The organism is Brevibacillus antibioticus, assembly GCF_005217615.1.
Taxonomy (GTDB): domain Bacteria; phylum Bacillota; class Bacilli; order Brevibacillales; family Brevibacillaceae; genus Brevibacillus; species Brevibacillus antibioticus.
Genome location: NZ_SZNK01000001.1, coordinates 5,505,985 through 5,527,051, shown reverse-complemented (window position 1 = coordinate 5,527,051; position 21,067 = coordinate 5,505,985). Strand labels below are relative to the sequence as shown.

Sequence of the window (21,067 nt, the reverse complement as noted above, 5' to 3'; positions counted from 1 at the left end):
CATCCTATTATGTAGTATTCACCGTTCCTGCATATCGCAATCGGAATAGAGAAAAAGACAGCAAGATGCACTCGCTGTCTTTCGGCCGTTCGTCTATTACGCTCCTGATTTCAAGAAATACCCGAGCAAAATCGCAAAAATCATGAAGCTAACCGCAAATACAACGGTCAGTTTTCCTAAAAATGCGTCAATCCCGCGGGCTTTTTGTTTGCCCATCAGTTGCTCTGCGCCGCCACCAATCGCTCCGGAAAGGCCGGCACTTTTTCCCGATTGCAGCAACACGACGATAATTAAGCCAATACTTGCGATCACAAGTAAAATTTTCGCAGCCAATGCCATTTTCATTCACCTCAAAACGTATTTCCAAGGCGGAAAAAACCAATACAACAACTTTATCACACTTGTCTGGTAACAGCAACCCGCTATCCTCTCCATTAAAAGAGAAATTCTCTCAAATAATATTGACTGTTATAAGGTAGACTAAGGGCAACGTGTTTTTACGAAAAAATGGTAAATTGTGTACTTTCTTTGTCTTGTTTGGTAGTCTCCTTGATATTGTCAAACTTTTGCCGTAAAATTACCATGAAACTTTATAATTTGCTTTGGGAGGTCTTTGTCAGATGGCTGGGTCCAACAAAAAAGACATGAATCAAAACGATGTAATTGATTCCGCGAAGGCCTTTTTCACTTCGTTTGGTATCTTGTTTCTTGTTTTTCTCATTGCACTTGTAGGATCAATCATTTTCCCACCAAAACATGGCGAAGAAGCCAATGGTGGCGGCGCACCAACTGCACAAATTGACGCTGCTGCTGTATTCAAACAAAATTGCGCTTCCTGTCACGGTCAAAATCTTGAAGGCATTGCAGGTCCAAACCTGACGAAAATTGGAGCAACGCTTAGCGCTGACGACATTGCTAAAATCATCAAAGACGGTAAAGGCGGCATGCCTCCTGGAATGCTGAAGAAACAACCAGAAATTCAAGCGGTTTCACAGTGGCTGTCGGAGAAAAAATAAGTACATAGATAGCCTGTAAGAAAGAAACACCGAAGACTCGTCCTCTTCGGTGTTTTCCGCGTTAATGGGGAGGCTTTTACAAATGACTATCAAGATCGAAGCTTTGGGGAAACAACTCCACTCTCCCACGAGTACATGGTTGTTCCGTGACCTAAACGCCTGTATTAAAGAGCCTACGATTATTGGAATTCTGGGAAAATCAGGCCAAGGAAAAAGCACCTTGCTCCGTATTTTGGGTCGTCTTCTACCACCTGACGCTGGTACGATTTTTTTAGAGAAGAAAGAAATGTCATCGTGGGACGCAAAAGCTTGGCGCATGAAAATCAGTTACGTGGCACAACAGGCTGTTATGCTGCCGGGCACCGTCGAAGATAACCTGCGAACAGTAAGTACCCTGCATCAGCGTCCTTTTGATAAGAAGCTAGCCTCAGACTTGATGGAGCAGTTATATATGGAAGAGATCGATTGGTCAAAACCAGCCACTCAACTGTCCGGCGGCGAAAAGCAACGACTCGCTCTCGTTCGCAGCCTGTTGCTTCAGCCACCTGTCCTGCTGCTGGATGAGGTCACCGCTTCACTCGATACAAAAAGCAAGCAGGCGGCTGAGCGGCTCCTCGTCGATTTGCACCACCAAACTGGCACGACCTTAATTTGGGTCACACATGATTTAGAAGAAGCGCGAGTCGCTTGCAAGCGCATTTGGTTTATGGCCAATCACCAGCTCGCAGAGGACACGGAATGTGAAACGTTTTTCCACTCGCCCCAATCCGTGGAGGCTCGTGAATTTTTACAGGATGGAAATATCCATGCTGCCCTGAGTGAGGTGCAGCGATGACACATACGTTTACGGGTTCATACATATGGCTACTCTTTGCCTATGCCTTTGTTTTCATTGCCCTCCTGCTCTCTGTTTGGCAGAAGCTCGGTTTGGAAAAAGACATTTTGATTGGCACCATCCGCTCTACCGTTCAATTGCTTGCGATCGGCTACGTCCTGCATTTTGTCTTTGCTGCCGACAGTGTCTGGTTTATATTATTGATCATTCTCATGATGATCTTGGTCGCTTCGTGGAACGCTGCCAGCAGAGCGAAGCAATTACCGGGGATCTTTTGGCGGATCTCCCTTTCCCTTGCGATAACAGAGGTCATCACCATGGGACTGTTGGTTATACTCGGGCTTGTCTCTCCTACACCGCAGTACATCATCCCGATGAGCGGCATGATAATTGGCAGCTCCATGATCGTCACGAGCCTTTTTCTCACGCATATGAACAGAGAAGTAGAAGCGTCTCGTGGGGAAATCGAAACATTGCTTTGTCTGGGAGCCACTACACGCCAAGCTGTACATGTGGTGTTGAAGCGCGCTGTCAAAGCGAGCATGATCCCTACCTTTGACACGATGAAAACAATCGGACTCGTCCAATTGCCAGGGATGATGACCGGCATGATCGTCGCAGGTGCCAGTCCCATCGAGGCCGTGCGCTACCAAATCCTCATTATGCTCAGCTTCAGCTCCTCTGCTGCCATTTCGGCGGTTCTGATCAGCATACTCTGCTATCAGCTCTGGTTTACGCGGGATTCCATGCTCCACTCTTAAATGAACACACTGTCGGATCTTTTCTTCCGGCAGTTTTTTTGTTTTTGTAATGAAATGCACCCTGAGTCGTCAAATTACAAGGAGAACGTACAAAAGGTGGTTCAGCTATGGACAAAAACGTTTTAATGGAGCAATGGTTCCTGCGCTATGGCGATGATATTTACAAATTTCTTATTTACTACACAGGAACCCGCGATGTAGAAGACCTCGTTCAGGATGTCTTTTTAAAAGCGCTTCGGTCTCTCGACGCATTCGAAGGCAGATCACAACCGAAAACTTGGCTATTGACGATCGCCAGGAATACCGCCATTGATCATAAACGAAAGCAACGTCTTCGTAATTGGCTACCAGATAAATGGCTGGCGAATGTAGAGACGGAAGAAAAAACACCGGAAGAAATTCTGCACGTACATGAGGAGCAGCAAGCACTTTACCATGCAATCCGTAACGTAAAACCAGCTTTTCGGGAGGTACTCATTTTGCGCGGAGTCAAAGGACTGTCCTCCAAGGAGACCGCTGAAATACTGGGGTGGTCCGAAAACAAAGTCAACGTAACATTGCACCGTGCCATGAAAGCCGTCAGGGAAATACTTGAGCGTGAGAAAAAGGAGATGATTGGCGATGCGATCTAATTCAGACCATGACTTACTAGATAAATTGAAGGGGATGCCGGATATGAAAATGAGCGGAGAACATAAGCACGAGATCGTTTCTGCTATTCGCCAAACAAATGTGAGCAAATCTGGGGGGACTGCTTCTTTTCGTGGTTTCTCTGCGCTTGGCAAGGGATTGGCCCTCTGCTCGGTACTTGCTGTGACCGTCTGGCTGGGAGCCTCACTCCTTACGAATCAACCGCAGAGTACAATGCCAGATACCGTTGCGCCTGTTGCTCCTGGCTCCCCTACCGCTTCTCCGGGACCAGGTCAAAGCAACAGCGTAACAACAAAGCCTATTCCGCAGTCTGAAAAGCTCTTGTCACAAATTCGCTCAAATGCTCAAGAAGGCAGGGGCATCTCCCTTCCATTCGTTCTGGAAAAAACGATAGATGATATAGAAAAGGGCTGGGGAAAGCCTGAGAAAACCTACACAGCAAATGGACTGAGCTATTCCGCCTACCCGAAAAAAGAAGTCGTGTTTGGCTACAACAAAGGCATGCAGCTCGTAGACATGCACAGGATAGATTCTCGCTTGCAGCAAATCAGCCTGTCTGCTGTCGAAAAGAGCTGGGGAAAACCGAACCGTATCAGTGAATTTGGGGATCATACGATTTATACCTACGATGTGACGAGCAAATATCAGGTCAAACTGATCTTCCAAGGTACAAAAAGCACGGACAAGAAAGACCTGGTTCTTGTTGAATACCAGCTGTATTACCCGCAAGGAAACAAAAATCTCATGCTGTATGCGAACAATGCCGAGTTGTTGCAAAGCGTGCGTGATCTCGCGGGGAAAGGCCAAATCTTTGGCAGTCAGTATCGTTTAGAAAAGGATGTATTCGATGACGCAGAAAAACAGCTGGGCAAACCGGATGTCGTCTCCTTCATCAATGGCATCACGTACAATACGTACCGGGATCTCAATCTAGTCTTTGCCTTTAACAAAGGAATGCAGATCGTTGATATTCGTTCCTATGATCCACGCTTGCAAGCAATCACACTTGCCGAGGTCCGTGAAACACTTGGGGAGCCAACAAGTAAAGCCACAACGGGCGGCCAAACCATCTACACCTACAAGGTAACCCCTGATTATGAATTGAAATTCATTTTCTCAGGCATCATGACCAATGATCCAAACAGCCTCTACATTGATCACGTAAACATTTACTACCCACGAGGAACATTCAACAACATGGCGGGGTAACCACACAAAAAAGACGGGAGCATCAGTCCCGTCTTTTCTCATTATTTACCGATGATGTAGCCTTCCAGCTCATCCAGTACTTTATTGGCTGCGATTACGCCACCGGAAGTATTCCAGATGGTGTCATCCACTTTGTATGCTTTGCCCGCTTTCACGACGTTCAGATTTTTCCAGAGAGGATCGTTCGTCCACTCTTGCTCCAGCTTGGAAGCCTCGCCTTTGCCTGTTTCGTACGTGAAGTAGAACATGATGTCGCCATCCATTTCTGGAATGCGCTCTTTGGTTACTTCTGCTGCGAAATCGTCTTTGTCTTGGGAAGCTGGACGAGCCAGGCCAAGGTCTTTGAAGATAGCACCAGTGAAGGTGTCTTTATAGTAGATGCGAACTTTACCAGGCATAAAGCGTACAACAGATACTTTTGTGTTCAGCTTGTCGCCCGCTTTTGCTTTGAAGTCTTCAACGCGCTTGTTCCAATCAGCGAGGACTTTTTCTCCCTCAGCCTTTTTGTTTACTGCTTCCGCGAACAAGGAGAAGTTTGCCTTCCAGTCGCCGCGTGGCTCGTTAACGAATACCGTTGGAGCAATTGCAGTCAATTGTTGATAAATTTTTTCATGACGGAATTTCATACCCAGAATCAGGTCAGGTTTCAATGCCGCGATTGCTTCCAGGTTAGGTTGACCTTCTGTACCTACGGATTTTGTCCCCTCAAGGAAAGACTTGGTGAAATCGTAGAATTGAGTAGGATCAACAGTCGAACCTACAGCCCCTACTGGCTTCACACCGAGAGCCATCAGAGTTTCAGTACCTTGGTTGGTCAACATGACGATGCGTTCTGGTGTACCTTTGATGGTTGTTTCGCCCATCGCGTGTTTCACTGTGTAGCTTTGGCCGGAACCAGTTGCTTGATCAGCAGGCTTTTGTTCTGCCGGCTTTTGTTCACTTGCTTGTGGAGTACCGCAACCGGTAACAACCAACAAGGTCGCCATTAAGACAGCAAAGAAAGCTTTACCGCCTGCGGTCCGATATGTACGAGAAAACATGATGAAAGGACCCCTTTCCCTTTTCCATAATGAGAATTCATATCAATGACAGAGTCTATCCTACTCCCCTGCTTGTCAAAAGTCAATCATAAAGTGATAATGACTATCAACGTCATTGACACTTCCTTTATGTAGCTCTACACTTAACTATGAAACCATCTAAGAAATAAGGATGTAGCCATCATGAATTCTTTTTTAGCTAGCAACTTTCGTAAAATTCTGGGAGTGGTATTCGCCCTTTTCCTCCTGTCTTACCTCAGTTATGCCAGCCTCATCTTTGGCGTCATTGACACGAGTTGGCAAACTGCGATTGATGCCTACACGAATTTCAACGGCTCCAATGAACACATCGTCATTAAAGAAGTGCGAGTACCGCGCGTGCTCAATGCGCTTACGGTCGGTTTTTGCCTCGGCTTGGCCGGAACTCTGCTCCAATCCTTGACGAGAAACCCTGTTGCAGACGTTGAACTGTTCGGTCTTAATGCAGGTGCTTCTCTTTTTGTTGTGTTCGCCGTTACATTTGTCGGGATCAGCTCCTTGACCCAGTTTACGTGGATTTCCTTTATAGGAGCCGCTGTAGCAGGTTTGATCGTCTACTTGCTCGGTTCATTCGGCAGAGATGGGCTTTCGCCTGTGAAGTTGGTTCTAGCGGGTGCAGCTATCACCGCTTTGGCTTCCTCGATCCGACACGGCATGATGGTCCTAAATGAAAAAGCCACAGACGAGGTGCTTTTCTGGCTGGCAGGGTCAGTCGGAGGCAGAAAGCTAGAGTATTTAGCCACTGTCTTTCCTTATATGATCATTGCCTGGATCGCTGCATTTGTCCTCGCACGCCCGATTCAAACGTTGTTGATGGGTGATGACGTAGCAAAAGGTCTCGGACAACGCACCTTATTGGTCAAATTAAGCGTAGGAATCGTCATTGTTCTCTTATCCGGTTGCGCGGTTGCTGTGGCTGGACCTATTGGTTTTGTCGGATTGGTCACTCCGCATCTGGCCCGCTATCTCGTCGGAATCGATACTCGCTGGGTGCTTTTGTACAGCGGTCTGTTTGGCTCCGTCCTGCTGCTGTTAGCAGATATCGGTGCTCGCTTTATCGCAATGCCTGCTGAAGTTCCTATTGGAGTAATGACAGCCCTGATCGGAATTCCGTTCTTCATCTATGTCGCACGCAAGGGGCTGGATAAATAATGAAAGACTACCTGTCTCTTCGCATCGGCAAGCGCTTTTCATCGTTTCAGCTACATAAAAAGACGATCTGGTTTTCGCTACTCGCCTTGCTGATCGTCATCGCCATAGCAGTTGTCAGTCTCGGAATGGGTGAAATGAAAATCGCCCCGCTCGATGTGGTAAAAGTTTTGTTGGGAATCGGTTCAGAAGAAAATGCTTTGATTGTGGAGCAATTTCGCCTGCCGCGTATCGTCATTGCTATTCTGGTAGGTGCCGCACTAGCAGTAGCTGGTGCCATCATGCAGGGCCTCGTCCGCAATCCGTTGGCTTCCCCGGATATTCTTGGGGTATCGGGTGGAGCCTCTGTTTTTGCAGTCGGCTTCTTGATTCTTTTTGAAACAGCGAGCATCAAGTGGCTTCCTCCCATTGCTTTTTTGGGGGCAACACTGACGACATTCCTGCTGTACGCCCTCTCTTGGAAAAAAGGCGTCACGCCGCTTCGTCTCGTCATGATCGGTGTTGGAATTAAAATCGCTGCGGGTGCCATCGTCACCATGTTAATCATGTTTAGTCCGTTTTTGCTACAAAATAAGGCATTGCTCTGGCTGACTGGAAGCATCTACGGCGTTGACTGGAACGACGTATTCATGATTTTGCCGTGGGTCATTGGACTGATTCTCGTAGCCAGCTTGCTTGCAAGACGTGTGAACCTTCAACAGCTCGGCGATGATCTGGCGACGAGTCTCGGCAGTTCCTTGCAAATGGATCGCTTTCTCCTGCTCATGATTTGCGCAGCTTTGACGGGAACAGCCGTCTCTGTTGGAGGAGATATCAGCTTTGTGGCTTTGCTGGCCCCACACATTGCCAAGCAACTGATTGGTCCGTCCTTTGGCGGTGCCATGACACTCTCGGCGTTCTTGGGTGCCATTATCGTATTGCTTGCGGATTTGATTGCCCGCATGGCTTTTTCACCAATCGAAGTGCCTGTAGGGGTATTCACCTCTGCCATCGGCGCTCCGTTTTTCATCTACTTGCTGTATAAAAATCGAAATCGCTAGTAAAGAGCTTTGTCCGGCTGTGGTGGTGGGGAGGAAACAGGAGAAAACGCTCAGCTTCTTGTCCCACCCGCTGAGGGATGGACTGCCCGACTCCATGCAAAAAGCGAAACCGCGTCCAAAGTAGAGGTTCAGGGATGTTATTCAGAGGTGGACGCTTAAGAGCGTGTTTCGCTTTTTGCATTCCGTCTCGGTCGGTGTACCAAAGATCTTCGCTTATTTCTCCTGTTTCCTCTACGAGCTTTCGTGTTAAACGAATTTTAAAAAGCCTTTAAAAGATTGAAGAATGTGCTCAGTAACGCTAGAGAAGAATATTTCCAGACGTAGCGACTTGTGGAGTCCTACCGAGCGGAGAAGGGATTCGCGGGCAAAAGAAACGCAACCGTGCCCGAACTACGTAGCGGCTACCACTTTTGCGTTTCCCCGCGAATCCCTTCGGAGCGGACAGTCCCAACCCTCAGCGGGACGGAGCACTGAGCCTAGACTGGAAATATTCTTCTCCCCACCATAGCCACATGCTGCCTGAATATATTTTTTAACTTCCTATACGTTGAAAGGAGTCCAACCCATATGCAAGCTTTGGAAACCCAACGGCTTACGTTATCGTACGGAGAACGCAACATCATTGAAGCGTTAGATTTAAACATCCCGCGTGGAAAAATCACCGTTTTCATTGGCAGTAATGGCAGTGGCAAATCGACATTACTGCGCTCTCTAGCACGTTTACTCAAACCAAAGGAAGGGGCCATCCTGCTTGAAGGAGAATCGATCGCGAAACGCTCTACCAAAGAGGTAGCTAAACGTCTTGCCATCCTTCCTCAAGGGCCATCTGCGCCAGAAGGATTGACGATTCTGCAATTGGTCAAACAAGGACGCTATCCTTATCAAAACTGGCTACAGCAATGGTCAGAAGAAGACGAGCAGATGGTCAACAAAGCATTAGCAGCTACTCAACTCACGGAAATGGCTAACCGCGCGGTCGACAGTCTCTCTGGCGGACAACGTCAACGCGCTTGGATCGCAATGACGCTCGCCCAAGGTACCGAAACCATTTTGCTAGATGAGCCTACGACTTATTTGGATATGTCGCATCAGATTGAGATTTTGGACCTGTTGTTTGAACTGAATCAAACGGAACAACGCACCATCGTCATGGTTCTCCACGATTTGAATCTCGCTTGCCGCTATGCCCATCATATCGTTGCTGTTCACAATCAGACCGTCGTGGCAGAAGGGGCTCCGAACGAAGTGCTGACGACCGACCTTGTCCGAACGGTTTTCGATATGGATTGCCAAATTACGCAAGACCCGCTGTACGGAACTCCTATGTGCATCCCGTACAGTAAAAGCCGCCTAGGCACTGTGCAGACCGAACGAAAAGCATTCGCCATGTCATAAGCACCAAACAACAAAAAGACTGTCCATCGAGTGGTATGGGCAGTCTTTTTTTGTATGCAAAAACTTGAACGCTCAACGAATGGAGGCTTCCAGTGGCATGTTTCTTCCATCCTATAAAAAAACAGCGGCAATCCCGGACTTTATTACGTCCTGGACTGCCGCGCGCTCTTTTTTATCTATCAATCATACTAGCTTACTTCTTCAGGTTGTAGAAAGCAGAACGACCGCCAAAACGAGCTGTATCAGCGAGTTCGTCTTCAATACGCAGCAATTGGTTGTACTTCGCTACGCGGTCTGTGCGGGAAGGCGCACCAGTCTTGATTTGACCTGCATTTGTAGCCACTGCGATATCAGAGATCGTGGAGTCTTCGGTTTCACCGGAACGGTGGGAAATCACCGCAGTATAGCCAGCCAGCTTCGCCATTTCGATTGCTTCGAATGTTTCTGTCAGCGTACCGATTTGGTTTACTTTTACCAGAATGGAGTTACCTGTAGAGGTCTCAATTCCGCGAGCCAGACGCTCGGTGTTGGTTACGAACAAGTCGTCACCTACCAGCTGAACTTTGCTGCCCAGTTTGTCAGTCAGCGCTTTCCAGCCATCCCAGTCGTCTTCAGACAGACCGTCTTCGATGGAGATGATTGGGTATTTGTTTACCAGATCTTCGTAGAACGCGATCATTTCTTCTGTTGTTTTCACAACGCCTTCGCCTTCGAAGTGGTATTTGCCGTCTTTGAACATTTCTGTCGCTGCTACGTCCAGCGCGAGGAACACGTCTTTGCCTGGCTCATAGCCTGCTGCCTTGATCGCATCCAAAATGGTTGTGATGGCTTCTTCGTTGGATTTCAGGTTTGGAGCGAAACCGCCCTCATCCCCTACTGCTGTGCTCAGGCCTTTTTCACCCAATACTTTTTTCAGGGAGTGGAAAATTTCCGCACCTGTACGCAACGCTTCCTTGAAGGAAGTAGCACCTACTGGCATGACCATGAATTCCTGAATGTCTACGGTGTTATCTGCGTGCTTACCACCGTTCAGGATGTTCATCATAGGAACTGGCAACATTCTCGCGTTGAAGCCACCGAGGTAGTTGTAGAGAGGAACGCCAAGAGAATCTGCAGCTGCACGTGCTACTGCCATGGACACGCCGAGAATTGCGTTTGCGCCCAGTTTGGCTTTGTTTGGCGTGCCGTCGAGCTGAATCATCGCCATATCGATGCCGACTTGATCCAAGGCATCCATGCCGATCAGTTCAGGAGCAATGATTTCATTCACGTTTTCTACGGCTTTCAGTACGCCTTTACCCAAGTAACGGGATTTGTCACCGTCGCGAAGCTCAACTGCTTCATACGCACCTGTAGACGCTCCAGATGGAACATCTGCACGGCCCATCGAGCCATCTTCGAGATACACTTCTACTTCCACAGTTGGATTACCGCGGGAGTCCATAATTTCGCGTGCATAAATGTCAGTAATCATTGCCATTTCTCGTCCATCTCCTTTTTCATGTGCACTTACAATCTATTTCGATAAACACCAAGCTACCCTTACAGTGTGTCCCAGTAAAGCCTATTTTGCAAGTAACGATTTGCCTGTCATTTCAACCGGTTGCGCTACCCCCAAAAGCTCTAAAAGCGTTGGCGACAAGTCGGCCAAAATACCGTCTTCGCGCAGAGCAGCCCCGTCTTTGGTCACGATTACAGGCACCGGATATGTACTGTGTGAAGTAATCGGACGACCCGCTTCATCCAGCATCAAATCCGCGTTGCCGTGGTCAGCGGTGATAACGGCTACTCCGCCTTTTGCTACGATCGCATCCACGACTCGGCCCAAGCATGCATCGACTGTCTCAACTGCTTTGATCGTAGGCTCCATCATACCGGAATGACCAACCATGTCGCAGTTGGCAAAGTTCAGTATGATCGCGTCAAAATTGTCTGCCTCGATTTCAGCGACAACAGCGTCTGTCAGCTCTGGTGCACTCATTTCCGGCTGCAAATCGTACGTTGCCACTTTGGGCGAAGGAATCAGGATGCGTTTCTCACCTGGAAACTCTTGCTCACGCCCGCCACTGAAGAAGAACGTCACATGCGGATATTTCTCCGTCTCGGCAATGCGCAGCTGCTTCAAGTCGTGCTGGGAAAGCACCTCTCCCAACGTGTTATCCAGATTGGAAGGCTTGTAAGCAACATACCCGTTAACCGTCTCGGAAAAATGCGTCAGGCACACAAAATGTAGATCGCGTGGGCGCTCATCTCCGCGGTCAAAGCCACGGAAATCTTCATTCGTGAATGCCTGTGACATTTGAATCGCACGATCCGGGCGGAAATTATAAAAAATAACCGAATCGCCGCTTTGAACGGTCGTTACTGGTTTTCCTTCTTCATCGAGAATCACGGTTGGCATGACAAACTCATCCATAATGGACTTTTCGTAGGATTCCTTTACCGCCTGAACCGGATCACGATAAGCCGGAGCATCTGCATACACCATGGCACGATACGCCTTCTCTACGCGATCCCAGCGTTTGTCACGATCCATCGCATAGTAGCGACCTTGTACGGTAGCAATACGGCCAACGCCGATCTCTGCGATTTTGGCTTGTAGCTGTTCGATATAACCCACTGCACTGTCAGGCGATACATCGCGGCCATCGAGGAAACCGTGGATGAACACATCCGCAAAGTCCTGCTTTTTCGCCAACTCGAGCATCGCAAATAGGTGGTCAATGTGACTGTGCACACCCCCATCGGACAAAAGCCCGAACAGATGGAGCTGCTTGCCGTTTTGCTTCGCGTGCTGGAAAGCAGCGATCAATGTTTCGTTCTCAAAAAAAGCGCCTTCTTGAATCGACTTGGTAATGCGCGTCAAATCTTGATAAACGACACGCCCTGCCCCGATATTGAGATGGCCTACTTCGGAGTTCCCCATCTGTCCTTCTGGCAGCCCAACAGCCAGCCCACTTGCCTCTAGTGTCGCGTGCGGGTATTGGTTCCAGTAACGATCAAAATTCGGCTTGTTGGCTTGTGCTACTGCGTTTCCATGCGTCTCGTTCCGCAGAGCAAAACCATCCACAATCAAAAGGGCAACCGGTTTTGGTCTTTGTGCCATTGCTTTCTCCTCCTATCGCGACGTAGCTCCTGCCACAAGCTGCAAGTAGCTGTCCGCTACGAGACTCGCTCCACCGACCAATGCTCCGTCGATATCCGGCTGTGCCATGTAGCTTGCGATGTTTTCCGGCTTTACGCTTCCGCCGTATTGAATGCGCACTTTCTCGGCTGTCGCCTGTCCGAAGCGTTCACCGATTACACTGCGAATAATAGCAATCGTTTCATTCGCATCCTCTGCCGTGGAAGACTTGCCTGTGCCAATCGCCCAGATCGGCTCGTATGCAATAACGGTATCCGCCACTTGTGCAGCGTTCACTCCAGCAAAGGCACCTTCTGTCTGGGTACGGACTACGTCAGCTGTCTCGCCCGCTTCCCGCTGCTCCAAACTCTCGCCTACGCATACAATCGGTACGAGACCTGCTGCTAATGCGGCTACAACCTTTTTGTTCACGGTCTCATCTGTTTCATTGAAATATTGACGGCGCTCGGAGTGACCAAGAACCACGTACTCCACACCGATTTCTTTCAGCATGGATGCGCTGATTTCACCTGTATAAGCACCTTGCTCTTCAAAATGCATGTTTTGCGCGCCGATGGCAATATCCGTGCCCGCCAGCTCTTCCTTAAGTGCAGCCAACGCTGTAAAAGGTGCGCAAATGACTTTTTGTACTCCAGAAGTATGATTGCCTGCCTTTGCTTCCTGGGCAAACGCTCTTGCCTCGGCCATCGTCTTGAACATCTTCCAGTTCCCCGCGATAATTGGTGTTCGCATGCAAGCTCCCCCTCTTTGCTCTTATTCGTTATCTGCCAACACAGCTACGCCTGGCAGTTCCTTGCCTTCCATGAATTCCAGGGACGCTCCGCCGCCTGTAGAAATGTGTGTCATCTGCTCGGCTACGCCTGCTTTTTCCACAGCCGCTACGGAGTCACCACCACCGATAATGGTCGTACCACTGCATGCTGCCATCGCCTTGGCTACACCAATCGTGCCACCCGCAAAAGCATCCATTTCAAATACGCCCATGGGACCGTTCCATACAACCGTTTTCGAATCTACAATGACGCTGTGGTACTGTTCCACTGTTTTTGGCCCGATATCGAGTGCCATCCAGCCCTCTGGAATTGCATCGATTGCCACGACTTGCTTTTCTGCATCTGCCGCAAAACGGTCAGCTACCACAACATCAACTGGCATCAGCAATTGTACGCCGCGCTCTTTTGCCTGATCCATCAACGTACGTGCGAGGTCGAGCTTGTCGTCTTCACACAGAGAAGCACCAATGCCATAACCTTGTGCTTTGAGGAATGTATTCGCCATACCGCCGCCGATGATCAGGTGATCGACTTTGGTCAACAAGTTTTCAATGACAGCAATCTTATCCTTTACTTTTGCACCGCCGACAATCGCTGTAAACGGACGCTGCGGATTGGACAAGGCTCCGCCCATGAAGCGAATTTCCTTTTCCATCAGCAAGCCTGCAACTGCTGGTATGTATTCAGCGATTCCCGCTGTAGAAGCATGTGCCCGGTGAGCTGTCCCGAATGCATCATTCACAAACAGATCAGCCAAGGCCGCAAAGCTTTTTGCCAGTTCTGGATCGTTCTTTTCTTCTCCCGCATGGAAGCGCACGTTTTCCAACAGGATGACGTCGCCAGACTCCATCCGTTCTACTGCCGCTTCTACGTCAGCACCATGGCAATCCTCCAGCTTACGCACGTTCTTGCCCAAGAGCGAGGACAGATGGGCTGCGACAGGAGTAAGACGCATCTCTTCCACTACTTGGCCTTTAGGACGCCCAAAATGGCTCGCCAGGATTACTTTGGCCCCTGCCTCCACCATGAAACGGATGGTTGGTACAGCAGCACGAATTCGTGTATCGTCGGTGATTACCCCGTCCTGCATCGGCACGTTAAAGTCGACGCGGCAGAATACGCGCTTACCTGCCAGCTCAACATCGCGGATAGATTTCTTGTTCATGAACGATCCTCCCAAATCATTGGCTTTTTATTCGGAAAAAAGATATGGGAAAAGGGAGATTGCTCTCCCTTTTTTCCACAACAGTTCTATTTTACGTGTTAGAAGCCGCGCTGTGCAACATAATGACACAAGTCTACGACACGATTGGAGTAACCCCACTCGTTATCGTACCAGGAAACGACTTTCACCATGTTTCCTTCCAGTACCATTGTAGACAAAGCATCGATTGTGGAGGATGCAGGATTTCCATTGTAATCAGACGATACGAGCGGCTCTTCGGAGTAGCCCAGAACACCTTTAAGCGGGCCTTCTGCCGCTTCTTTCAGCGCGTTGTTGATTTCTTCAACAGTTGCGTCTGTCTTCAGCTCAACGACCAAGTCCACTACGGATACGTTTGGAGTTGGTACGCGCATAGCGAAACCATTCAGTTTGCCTTTCAGCTCAGGCAGTACGAGTGCTACCGCTTTTGCCGCTCCTGTAGAGGTTGGAATAATGTTCTCCGCAGCTGCACGGGCACGGCGCAAATCTTTGTGCGGCAGGTCGAGAATTTGTTGGTCATTGGTGTAAGAGTGAACAGTTGTCATCAAACCGCGTACGATACCGAATTTTTCATTGAGAACCTTCGCGTATGGCGCCAAGCAGTTCGTTGTGCAGGACGCGTTGGAGATCACAGTGTGTTGTGCTGGATCGTACTTGTCTTCGTTTACACCGATTACCACTGTAATGTCTTCGTTTGTTGCTGGAGCAGAGATGATGACTTTTTTCGCGCCACCTTCCAAGTGCTTCGCTGCATCTTCGCGCTTCGTGAAGCGTCCAGTCGATTCCACTACGATTTCAACACCGTAATCTGCCCACTTGAGTTGAGCCGGGTCGCGCTCTGCCAGCACCTTGATTTCTTTGCCGTCAACGATGAGCGTGTTTTCGGAAGCCTCAACGCTCACGTTCAGAACACCGTGAACAGAGTCATATTTCAAAAGGTGCGCCAGTGTGTGTGCATCTGTCAGGTCATTGACCGCCACGATTTCTACATTCGGATTGTTCAGTGCTGCACGAAATACGTTACGACCGATACGACCAAATCCGTTAATACCTACTTTTACCATAATGTATACCTCCTGCTCATTAGCTAGCTTTATTCTTCTTTGCGAGAAACCTGCCCTCTGGCGAAAACCAGCGGGTTGATAATATTGTCACAATCGGTAATAAGATTGGAAAAAACACAAAAGGCAATGTTTGGATAGTCGAAACACCTAACGTGAGTGCCATCATCATCGATAGTCCGTTCCACGGAATCAGTACTGGCATGACAACTGTGGAGTCCAGCATCGTCTTGCCTAACAGCTCGTGCCCTCTCTCCCACTCAGAAAAACGCCCGAGAAGAGTAGAGCCGAGAACTAGTATTGGAATGGTTTGATTACAGCTGATGATGACCACTAACAACGACAATGCCGCTGCCTTCGCTACCAATACCGTCTTATTTTTTGTATGGCCCATCATTTTATCTACGATGGGGGTTAATAAATTGGCTCTGTTCAAAATGCCGTTTAAAAAGCCTGCGAGAATGATTAACGCCAAAACATTGAAGATGGCGAACATCCCGCCCCCATGGACCAGTTGATCCAGCGGCGTTTCTGAATGAAGCTCAAATCCAACTAGCATCGATGTAAAAAACGTCTTCACATCCAAATTCCCACTGATCCCGACTAGAATCGCACTGGCTCCGATACCGAAAAACAATGCCTTTACCGCTTTTACTCTCAGTGCAAAAGAAGCAATTAACACGACGAGAGGCAGCATGAGCAGCCAATGTACAGAAAAATGACTGACTAACAGCTCTTGGTACATTTGAATGGTATCCGTCGAGTTCGCTTGAGGTCGAAACAGATCAAGGATCAGGAAAAGTAACGCGCAAATCGCTACCGTAAGCAAAGCAGGACGCCGTATTCTTCTTTCCTGCTCGTCTGTCATACCCACATTGGAAAGCACCAGTAAACGACTGCTGGATATCGGTGAGAAACGTTCCCCCACCATCGCTCCAGAGATGAGCGCACCTCCTACGATCGCAGGTGATATCCCTGCTGCGTGTGCAATGCCCATCAGGGACAGCCCAATCGTACTCAACGTACCGATTGATGTACCCAATAAATAACTGACGCCTGCGGTCAACAGAAAAGAGAGGACGAACAAATACTCGACATTCACAATCGATAATCCATAGTAAATGATGGCGGGAATGGTTCCTCCCATCATTAATAGTGGAATCAAGAGTCCTACTAAAAACAGAATCGTAAGGACGGGCTTTGTCTTTTGGACACCTTCCCAGCCAAACACGAACTGTTGCTTCCACGGATAACCCAATCTTTTTACACTAACCAGTGTGACCAAGATCGCAAAAACAATCCCCCATGCAATCGGAAAACCGAGCGATAGGCTCAAAATGATACCCGCGATCATTGCCAAGATGGGTGCTACCGATGTGATAGACATGCGACCGACTTCCTTCCGTTACAATCGTGTGGACAAGAGCGTGTAAGCTGCTCCTTCGTCCGTAATGAGTACATTCTGACACGATTGCTTAGCAAAGGAAAGAATCGCTTTTGCCTTACTTTCGCCCCCCGCAATGGAGAGCACCGTTTCTGCCTTGTGCACTTCCTCTAGCTGTAAACCAATGGTCGGCATTCTGTGGACTGTTTCTCCCGCTTCATTAAAGTAGTAGCCGAATGCTTCTGATACAGCACCCGTCTCGACTAATTCTGCGAGCTCTTCCTCCGAATAATTCCGCCTTCTCGCCATCGTGACGGCATCCCCGATTCCATGCAAAACGATTCGAGTCTTGCCCAAGAGCGACAAAACATCTTTCACTTGCGGCTCTTTGACCAATGTCTGCAAGGCTTCTGGATGGAGGCGATCCGGTACGTGAAGAAGCCGATAAGAAGCACCTGTTTTCGCTGCCATGGCGGAAGCGAGCGTATTTGCTTGCAGCTCTACGCGTTCTCCCAGTCCACCGCGAGCTGGGACAAACTGAACGTTTTTGAACGAAGCAGAAGGAGTCAGATGACTTGCTACGCTGGCGATGGATGAACCACCCGTTACCGCTACAATGTCTCCTTCTTGCACGACCTGTTTGAGGACCCTTGCCCCTACCCGTCCAAGTTCTTCCTTTACCCAAGGCGATTGGTCTGCATTGCCCTGCACCACAATGACTTCTGATATGCCCAGCTTTTTTTGCAGACGCTCCGCCAAGTCAGAAAGGCCGAATAGCTCTCCGACGAGAGGCTCCATGTCGTCCAAGACTTGTTGTCCTTCTTCACTCAGGCTCATTCCCGCAGCCGTTACATGAAGGAGCCCCGTCTCTTTTAGCAGTTCCACCTCTGCCCGTAAAATACGCTCAGTGGTATCCATGGCTTGAGCTAGACCTCTTCTGCCAATTGGCTGCAAATGATAAATGGATCGAAGTAACATGTACCGCTGACGCAAAACCTGAATCAAGTCGGGCAACAATTTTTGTTGCAGTTCCAGTAAACGTCGCATTTGCCTTCTTCCTTGGTTACAAATTGGTTGATCGGGACATTTTTCGTCCCTGTATATACATTTTACGTCCCGCTCGGTGCAAAAAAAAGATCACTTGCTACAACTTGAATGTATCATATTTAACCATATCTTGCAAGTTCCCCTCTACCTATAAGACAACCATCAGGAGGTCGTTTTGGTTTGAGTCAACATTGTGGAGGAGAAGAAAAAGCACAGTTCTCTTCGACTCTGACACGCCAGCAGAGGAGATTCACTGTCCGTCTCCACTTCCAAAAGGGGACCGTCGAGCCAAAGCCACCCTACGGGCGGAAGTTTCTCAGAGAAGAAGTGTTCGACAAGCGGGTCCCCTTTTGGAAGTTCCGACTGGGTTGGCGATGCCAAGGTCTACGAGCCCTGTGCTTTTTCTTCTCACAAGCTTTGTTGGTTCATTGGTACTTTCTAAAGCTAAAAAACAGCCAATACCATAGCAATCATTTATGATAGAGCGGTACGTCTATATAGTTCCTCGTGCAGCTCTTTTAGCGTCACCACATGCGTTATGGAACGAAACACGATCTCTCCATCTATCTCAACTACTGGGATGACAAACATCATTTCTTCATGCAAGACTGGATCACTTTCAATATCAACCATACGCATACGAAGAGGGAACTCCTCCGCCAGACTGCGGATGTAGAGCTCCACCTCGTCGCACAAATGACATTTATTTCGTCCGTACAAGACCAATTCAAACGTTTTTTCATTCATTCTTATTAAAACCTCTTTCGTTTGGCCGACGATGGGATCAGCATTTCTTCCCGGTACTTGGCAACCGTGCGGCGGGATATTTCAATCCCCTCTGTAAGCAGCATCTCACCCAGCTTTTGATCAGATAACGGAGACTTCCGATCTTCTTGCTCGATCAGTGCTTTGATTCTACGCTTCACACTCTCTGACGAAGTTGATTCCCCGCTGGAAGTAGAGAGTGCTGACGTAAAGAAATACTTCAGCTCAAAGATTCCGCGCGGTGTCTGGACGTATTTGTTGCTGGTTGCCCGGCTGATCGTCGATTCGTGCAGGCTGACCCGCTCTGCTATTTCCTTTTGAGTCATGGGCTTTAAATAATGAATCCCCCGATCAAAAAACTCCCGTTGCATATCGAGGATAGCCTGCGTTACACGCATGAGCGTCAAGCGACGCTGCTCCAGACTTTTTGCCAGCCACATGGCGGCATTCAGCTTATCGTGAATGAACTGCTTTGCTTCATCCTGACTTTTTTGCTGGCTCAGCATTTTTTCATAAAAGCTATTGATTTTCAGCCGCGGTGCAGCAACATCATTGACCAATACTACATAATCATTCCCGACCTTCTCGACCGTCACATCTGGAATGACATATCTTGTCTCTACTGAGGAAAAGGCCGCCCCTGGACGCGGATTCAGCGTACGGATCAGGTCTGCCATCGCCTGTACCTCTTGCGGTGTACATCCGATTTTGTCTGCAATCCGCTGATAGCGATTGTCCGCCAAATCTTGCAGATGGTTGCGAACGACCTGCACGATCTTTTCGTCATCGAGTGCCAAATGCTCGAGCTGCAGCAAAAGACATTCTTCCAGGCTGCGTGAAGCTACACCTACCGGATCAAAATGCTGCAAAACGGACAACACGTCCTCAATCTCCAGCATTTCAGCACCTAGGCGCGTACTCGCTTCCTCCAGTGTAATTTCCAAATACCCCTTCTCATCCAGATTCCCGATCAAAAAAAGAGCAATCTGTTTTTGCAGCGACGAGAATCCTTTTACATAGCCGAGTTGACTCTCCAGATGTTCGTACAGTGTCTCCGCACCTTGCTGGACGTAATCCAGCGGATTGTAAGTGCTTTCATTTTTCAACGAACCGTACTCACCTGTCGCGCGATTGCCCACGATTTCTTTCCAGTCAATCTCAGGAGCTGGTTTCTCTGCTTTTGCAGAAGCGACTTCTCCAGCCACTTCAAGGTCGAAAACAGGATTTTCATTGGCCTGATCCTGCAAATAGGAGATGAGATCAATGGCTGAATACTGCAATATGGTAATCGCTTGGCGTAATTCCGGCGTCATCACTAATTTCAGTGTTTGTTCTTGAAATAACCCCAATCCCATGTTCATGAAGCTCGCCTCCTTCGCACTTGCTCATGCTGCTCGATGACTCTTTATTTTCATTATATTCGTTCTCTCATGCAATTTTCCTGCCAAATTGATGAAACAGAACACAAAATATGTCGAATGATCTTCACCAAAGGACTTTTTCACTCTTGCTTACCTTATCGCTAGTTTTTTCTGCTGAACTACTTTTTTTCGTTTGCATTGAGATTCTCGATGTTTTATAATAAAAGTTGTCGTCACAATATACGCCTGTAGCTCAGTGGATAGAGCAATGGTCTCCGGAACCATGTGCGGGGGTTCGATTCCCTTCAGGCGTACCATACTTTCAAACCAAAAGCGATCTCTTGAATTTCAAGAGGTTGCTTTTTTATGTTGGATCCCAGATGAAACAAAAAAACAGCCCGATTAAGGACTGTTTTTCGTGCGTTACATTTATTGGTTAAAAATCGCTTTGAAAGAATAAGGGATTGGTGCTATTTGTCTATTATCTAATACTGCATGTGGCGTACCCAGCATAATGCTGTACTGGCCTTCTTCCGGGATATCTACTGAAAAAGATGTATTACTTTTGGTAACAGCTCTATGTAGAAACCCTCCTGTTGGCTTCTTCACCAAGATTGTTATCTGCTCAGAATTTGATGACAAAGTGCTGAATGCAAGATTAAACTTTCCTGGTTTTGCGTAAAAATTAAAATAATCATTATCTCTATAGTGATTAATGGCAGCTGTGTATGAAACGTTCGAATTAATATATGGAGCGTATTCAACACTATCATTTGGTTCGTATGGATCGGTCACAGAAGCAGCAGCTTTTTGGGAAGACTTGATATTTTTGGCTGGTTCTGCTGCAAATGCAGATGCGGATAGAGACAATGCTACTGTCAGAGTTAATAAACTTGCTACGAATTTTTTCACGAATAAATCCCTCCAAAAGCTATGATAGTAAGTACTACTTATATTTACCATTTTATAACTAAATTGTAAATATAAGTTTTGTGAGTTTTTGTAATAATTTGATGAATACACTGGAATGAGGTCTACATTTATCGAACGATGACTATTATTATCGATTTTTGCCACTCTCCGTATAGTAGGGGTTCCCATGCACAAAGCAGCCCATAACGATTAATTCCATAGGTTATGATAAATGTAATCTATACTAATATTTACCATATTTAAGCCGTTTTGTAAATTC

General features: G+C 47.9%; 20 protein-coding genes and 1 tRNA gene. 9 read left to right on the top strand and 12 right to left on the bottom strand.

The window, feature by feature from the left end; all coding sequences use genetic code 11:
* Positions 1-96: 96 nt before the first annotated feature.
* A complete protein-coding gene (gene secG / locus E8L90_RS26695) occupies positions 97-339 on the bottom strand; it encodes a preprotein translocase subunit SecG (RefSeq protein WP_137032234.1) in 243 nt (80 codons plus the stop codon).
* Between the two features lie 281 nt (positions 340-620).
* On the opposite strand from secG, the gene E8L90_RS26690 reads away from it, so the two are divergent.
* The 5 genes from E8L90_RS26690 (at position 621) to E8L90_RS26670 (ending at position 4,472) form a co-directional block, all read left to right on the top strand.
* Entirely contained in the window at positions 621-1,016 is a 396-nt protein-coding gene (locus E8L90_RS26690) for a YqzM family protein (RefSeq protein ID WP_007728788.1), read from the top strand.
* Between the two features lie 82 nt (positions 1,017-1,098).
* Complete coding sequence (locus tag E8L90_RS26685) at positions 1,099-1,851, top strand: ABC transporter ATP-binding protein (protein ID WP_137032232.1); 753 nt, start codon at positions 1,099-1,101, stop codon at positions 1,849-1,851.
* Positions 1,848-2,612 (top strand): ABC transporter permease, encoded by a 765-nt coding sequence (locus E8L90_RS26680; RefSeq protein WP_137032230.1) that lies wholly within the window; start codon positions 1,848-1,850, stop codon positions 2,610-2,612. The genes E8L90_RS26685 and E8L90_RS26680 overlap by 4 nt, the downstream gene beginning before the upstream one ends.
* Before the next feature lie 107 nt (positions 2,613-2,719).
* Positions 2,720-3,244, top strand: a complete 525-nt coding sequence (locus E8L90_RS26675; RefSeq protein WP_137032228.1) for an RNA polymerase sigma factor — start codon at positions 2,720-2,722, stop codon at positions 3,242-3,244.
* Positions 3,234-4,472, top strand: coding sequence for a YjgB family protein (locus tag E8L90_RS26670; RefSeq protein ID WP_137032226.1), 1,239 nt, complete (start codon positions 3,234-3,236; stop codon positions 4,470-4,472). The genes E8L90_RS26675 and E8L90_RS26670 overlap by 11 nt, the downstream gene beginning before the upstream one ends.
* 41 nt (positions 4,473-4,513) lie before the next feature.
* Here E8L90_RS26670 and E8L90_RS26665 read toward each other — a convergent pair whose 3' ends face one another.
* Complete coding sequence (locus tag E8L90_RS26665; protein ID WP_137032224.1) at positions 4,514-5,512, bottom strand: ABC transporter substrate-binding protein; 999 nt, start codon at positions 5,510-5,512, stop codon at positions 4,514-4,516.
* A gap of 183 nt (positions 5,513-5,695) precedes the next feature.
* Between E8L90_RS26665 and E8L90_RS26660 the strand changes: the two genes are divergently transcribed.
* The 3 genes from E8L90_RS26660 (at position 5,696) to E8L90_RS26645 (ending at position 9,135) form a co-directional block, all read left to right on the top strand.
* Positions 5,696-6,703: a FecCD family ABC transporter permease gene (locus E8L90_RS26660; protein ID WP_137032222.1), complete on the top strand. Its 1,008-nt coding sequence runs from the start codon at positions 5,696-5,698 to the stop codon at positions 6,701-6,703.
* Positions 6,703-7,740 (top strand): FecCD family ABC transporter permease, encoded by a 1,038-nt coding sequence (locus E8L90_RS26655; RefSeq protein WP_137032221.1) that lies wholly within the window; start codon positions 6,703-6,705, stop codon positions 7,738-7,740. Before E8L90_RS26660 ends, E8L90_RS26655 begins: the two co-directional genes overlap by 1 nt.
* Before the next feature lie 567 nt (positions 7,741-8,307).
* Positions 8,308-9,135, top strand: coding sequence for an ABC transporter ATP-binding protein (locus tag E8L90_RS26645; RefSeq protein ID WP_137032217.1), 828 nt, complete (start codon positions 8,308-8,310; stop codon positions 9,133-9,135).
* Between the two features lie 193 nt (positions 9,136-9,328).
* Here E8L90_RS26645 and eno read toward each other — a convergent pair whose 3' ends face one another.
* The 9 genes from eno to rpoN form a co-directional block, all read right to left on the bottom strand.
* Positions 9,329-10,615 (bottom strand): phosphopyruvate hydratase, encoded by a 1,287-nt coding sequence (gene eno, locus E8L90_RS26640; protein WP_007729436.1) that lies wholly within the window; start codon positions 10,613-10,615, stop codon positions 9,329-9,331.
* Positions 10,616-10,699: 84 nt separating this feature from the next.
* Positions 10,700-12,241, bottom strand: a complete 1,542-nt coding sequence (gene gpmI / locus E8L90_RS26635) for a 2,3-bisphosphoglycerate-independent phosphoglycerate mutase (protein ID WP_137032215.1) — start codon at positions 12,239-12,241, stop codon at positions 10,700-10,702.
* 12 nt (positions 12,242-12,253) lie between these two features.
* On the bottom strand, positions 12,254-13,012 hold the full coding sequence (gene tpiA / locus E8L90_RS26630; RefSeq protein WP_137032213.1) for a triose-phosphate isomerase: 759 nt from the start codon (positions 13,010-13,012) through the stop codon (positions 12,254-12,256).
* Positions 13,013-13,033: 21 nt separating this feature from the next.
* Positions 13,034-14,218 (bottom strand): phosphoglycerate kinase, encoded by a 1,185-nt coding sequence (locus tag E8L90_RS26625; protein WP_137032211.1) that lies wholly within the window; start codon positions 14,216-14,218, stop codon positions 13,034-13,036.
* A gap of 98 nt (positions 14,219-14,316) precedes the next feature.
* Positions 14,317-15,321 carry a type I glyceraldehyde-3-phosphate dehydrogenase gene (gene gap / locus E8L90_RS26620; protein ID WP_137032209.1) on the bottom strand — a complete coding sequence of 335 codons (1,005 nt, stop codon included), beginning with the start codon at positions 15,319-15,321 and terminating at the stop codon, positions 14,317-14,319.
* 19 nt (positions 15,322-15,340) lie between these two features.
* Complete coding sequence (locus tag E8L90_RS26615; RefSeq protein ID WP_137032207.1) at positions 15,341-16,705, bottom strand: Na+/H+ antiporter NhaC family protein; 1,365 nt, start codon at positions 16,703-16,705, stop codon at positions 15,341-15,343.
* 18 nt (positions 16,706-16,723) lie between these two features.
* Entirely contained in the window at positions 16,724-17,749 is a 1,026-nt protein-coding gene (locus tag E8L90_RS26610) for a sugar-binding transcriptional regulator (protein ID WP_137032205.1), read from the bottom strand.
* 474 nt (positions 17,750-18,223) lie between these two features.
* On the bottom strand, positions 18,224-18,496 hold the full coding sequence (locus E8L90_RS26600; protein ID WP_137032204.1) for a glutaredoxin family protein: 273 nt from the start codon (positions 18,494-18,496) through the stop codon (positions 18,224-18,226).
* 5 nt (positions 18,497-18,501) lie between these two features.
* Positions 18,502-19,875: an RNA polymerase factor sigma-54 gene (gene rpoN / locus E8L90_RS26595; protein ID WP_137032202.1), complete on the bottom strand. Its 1,374-nt coding sequence runs from the start codon at positions 19,873-19,875 to the stop codon at positions 18,502-18,504.
* A 242-nt stretch (positions 19,876-20,117) separates the two neighbouring features.
* On the opposite strand from rpoN, the gene E8L90_RS26590 reads away from it, so the two are divergent.
* Positions 20,118-20,192, top strand: a tRNA-Arg gene (locus tag E8L90_RS26590).
* A 112-nt stretch (positions 20,193-20,304) separates the two neighbouring features.
* On the opposite strand, the gene E8L90_RS26585 is transcribed toward E8L90_RS26590, so the two are convergent.
* Positions 20,305-20,787 (bottom strand): hypothetical protein, encoded by a 483-nt coding sequence (locus E8L90_RS26585; protein ID WP_137032200.1) that lies wholly within the window; start codon positions 20,785-20,787, stop codon positions 20,305-20,307.
* Positions 20,788-21,067 lie beyond the last annotated feature (280 nt).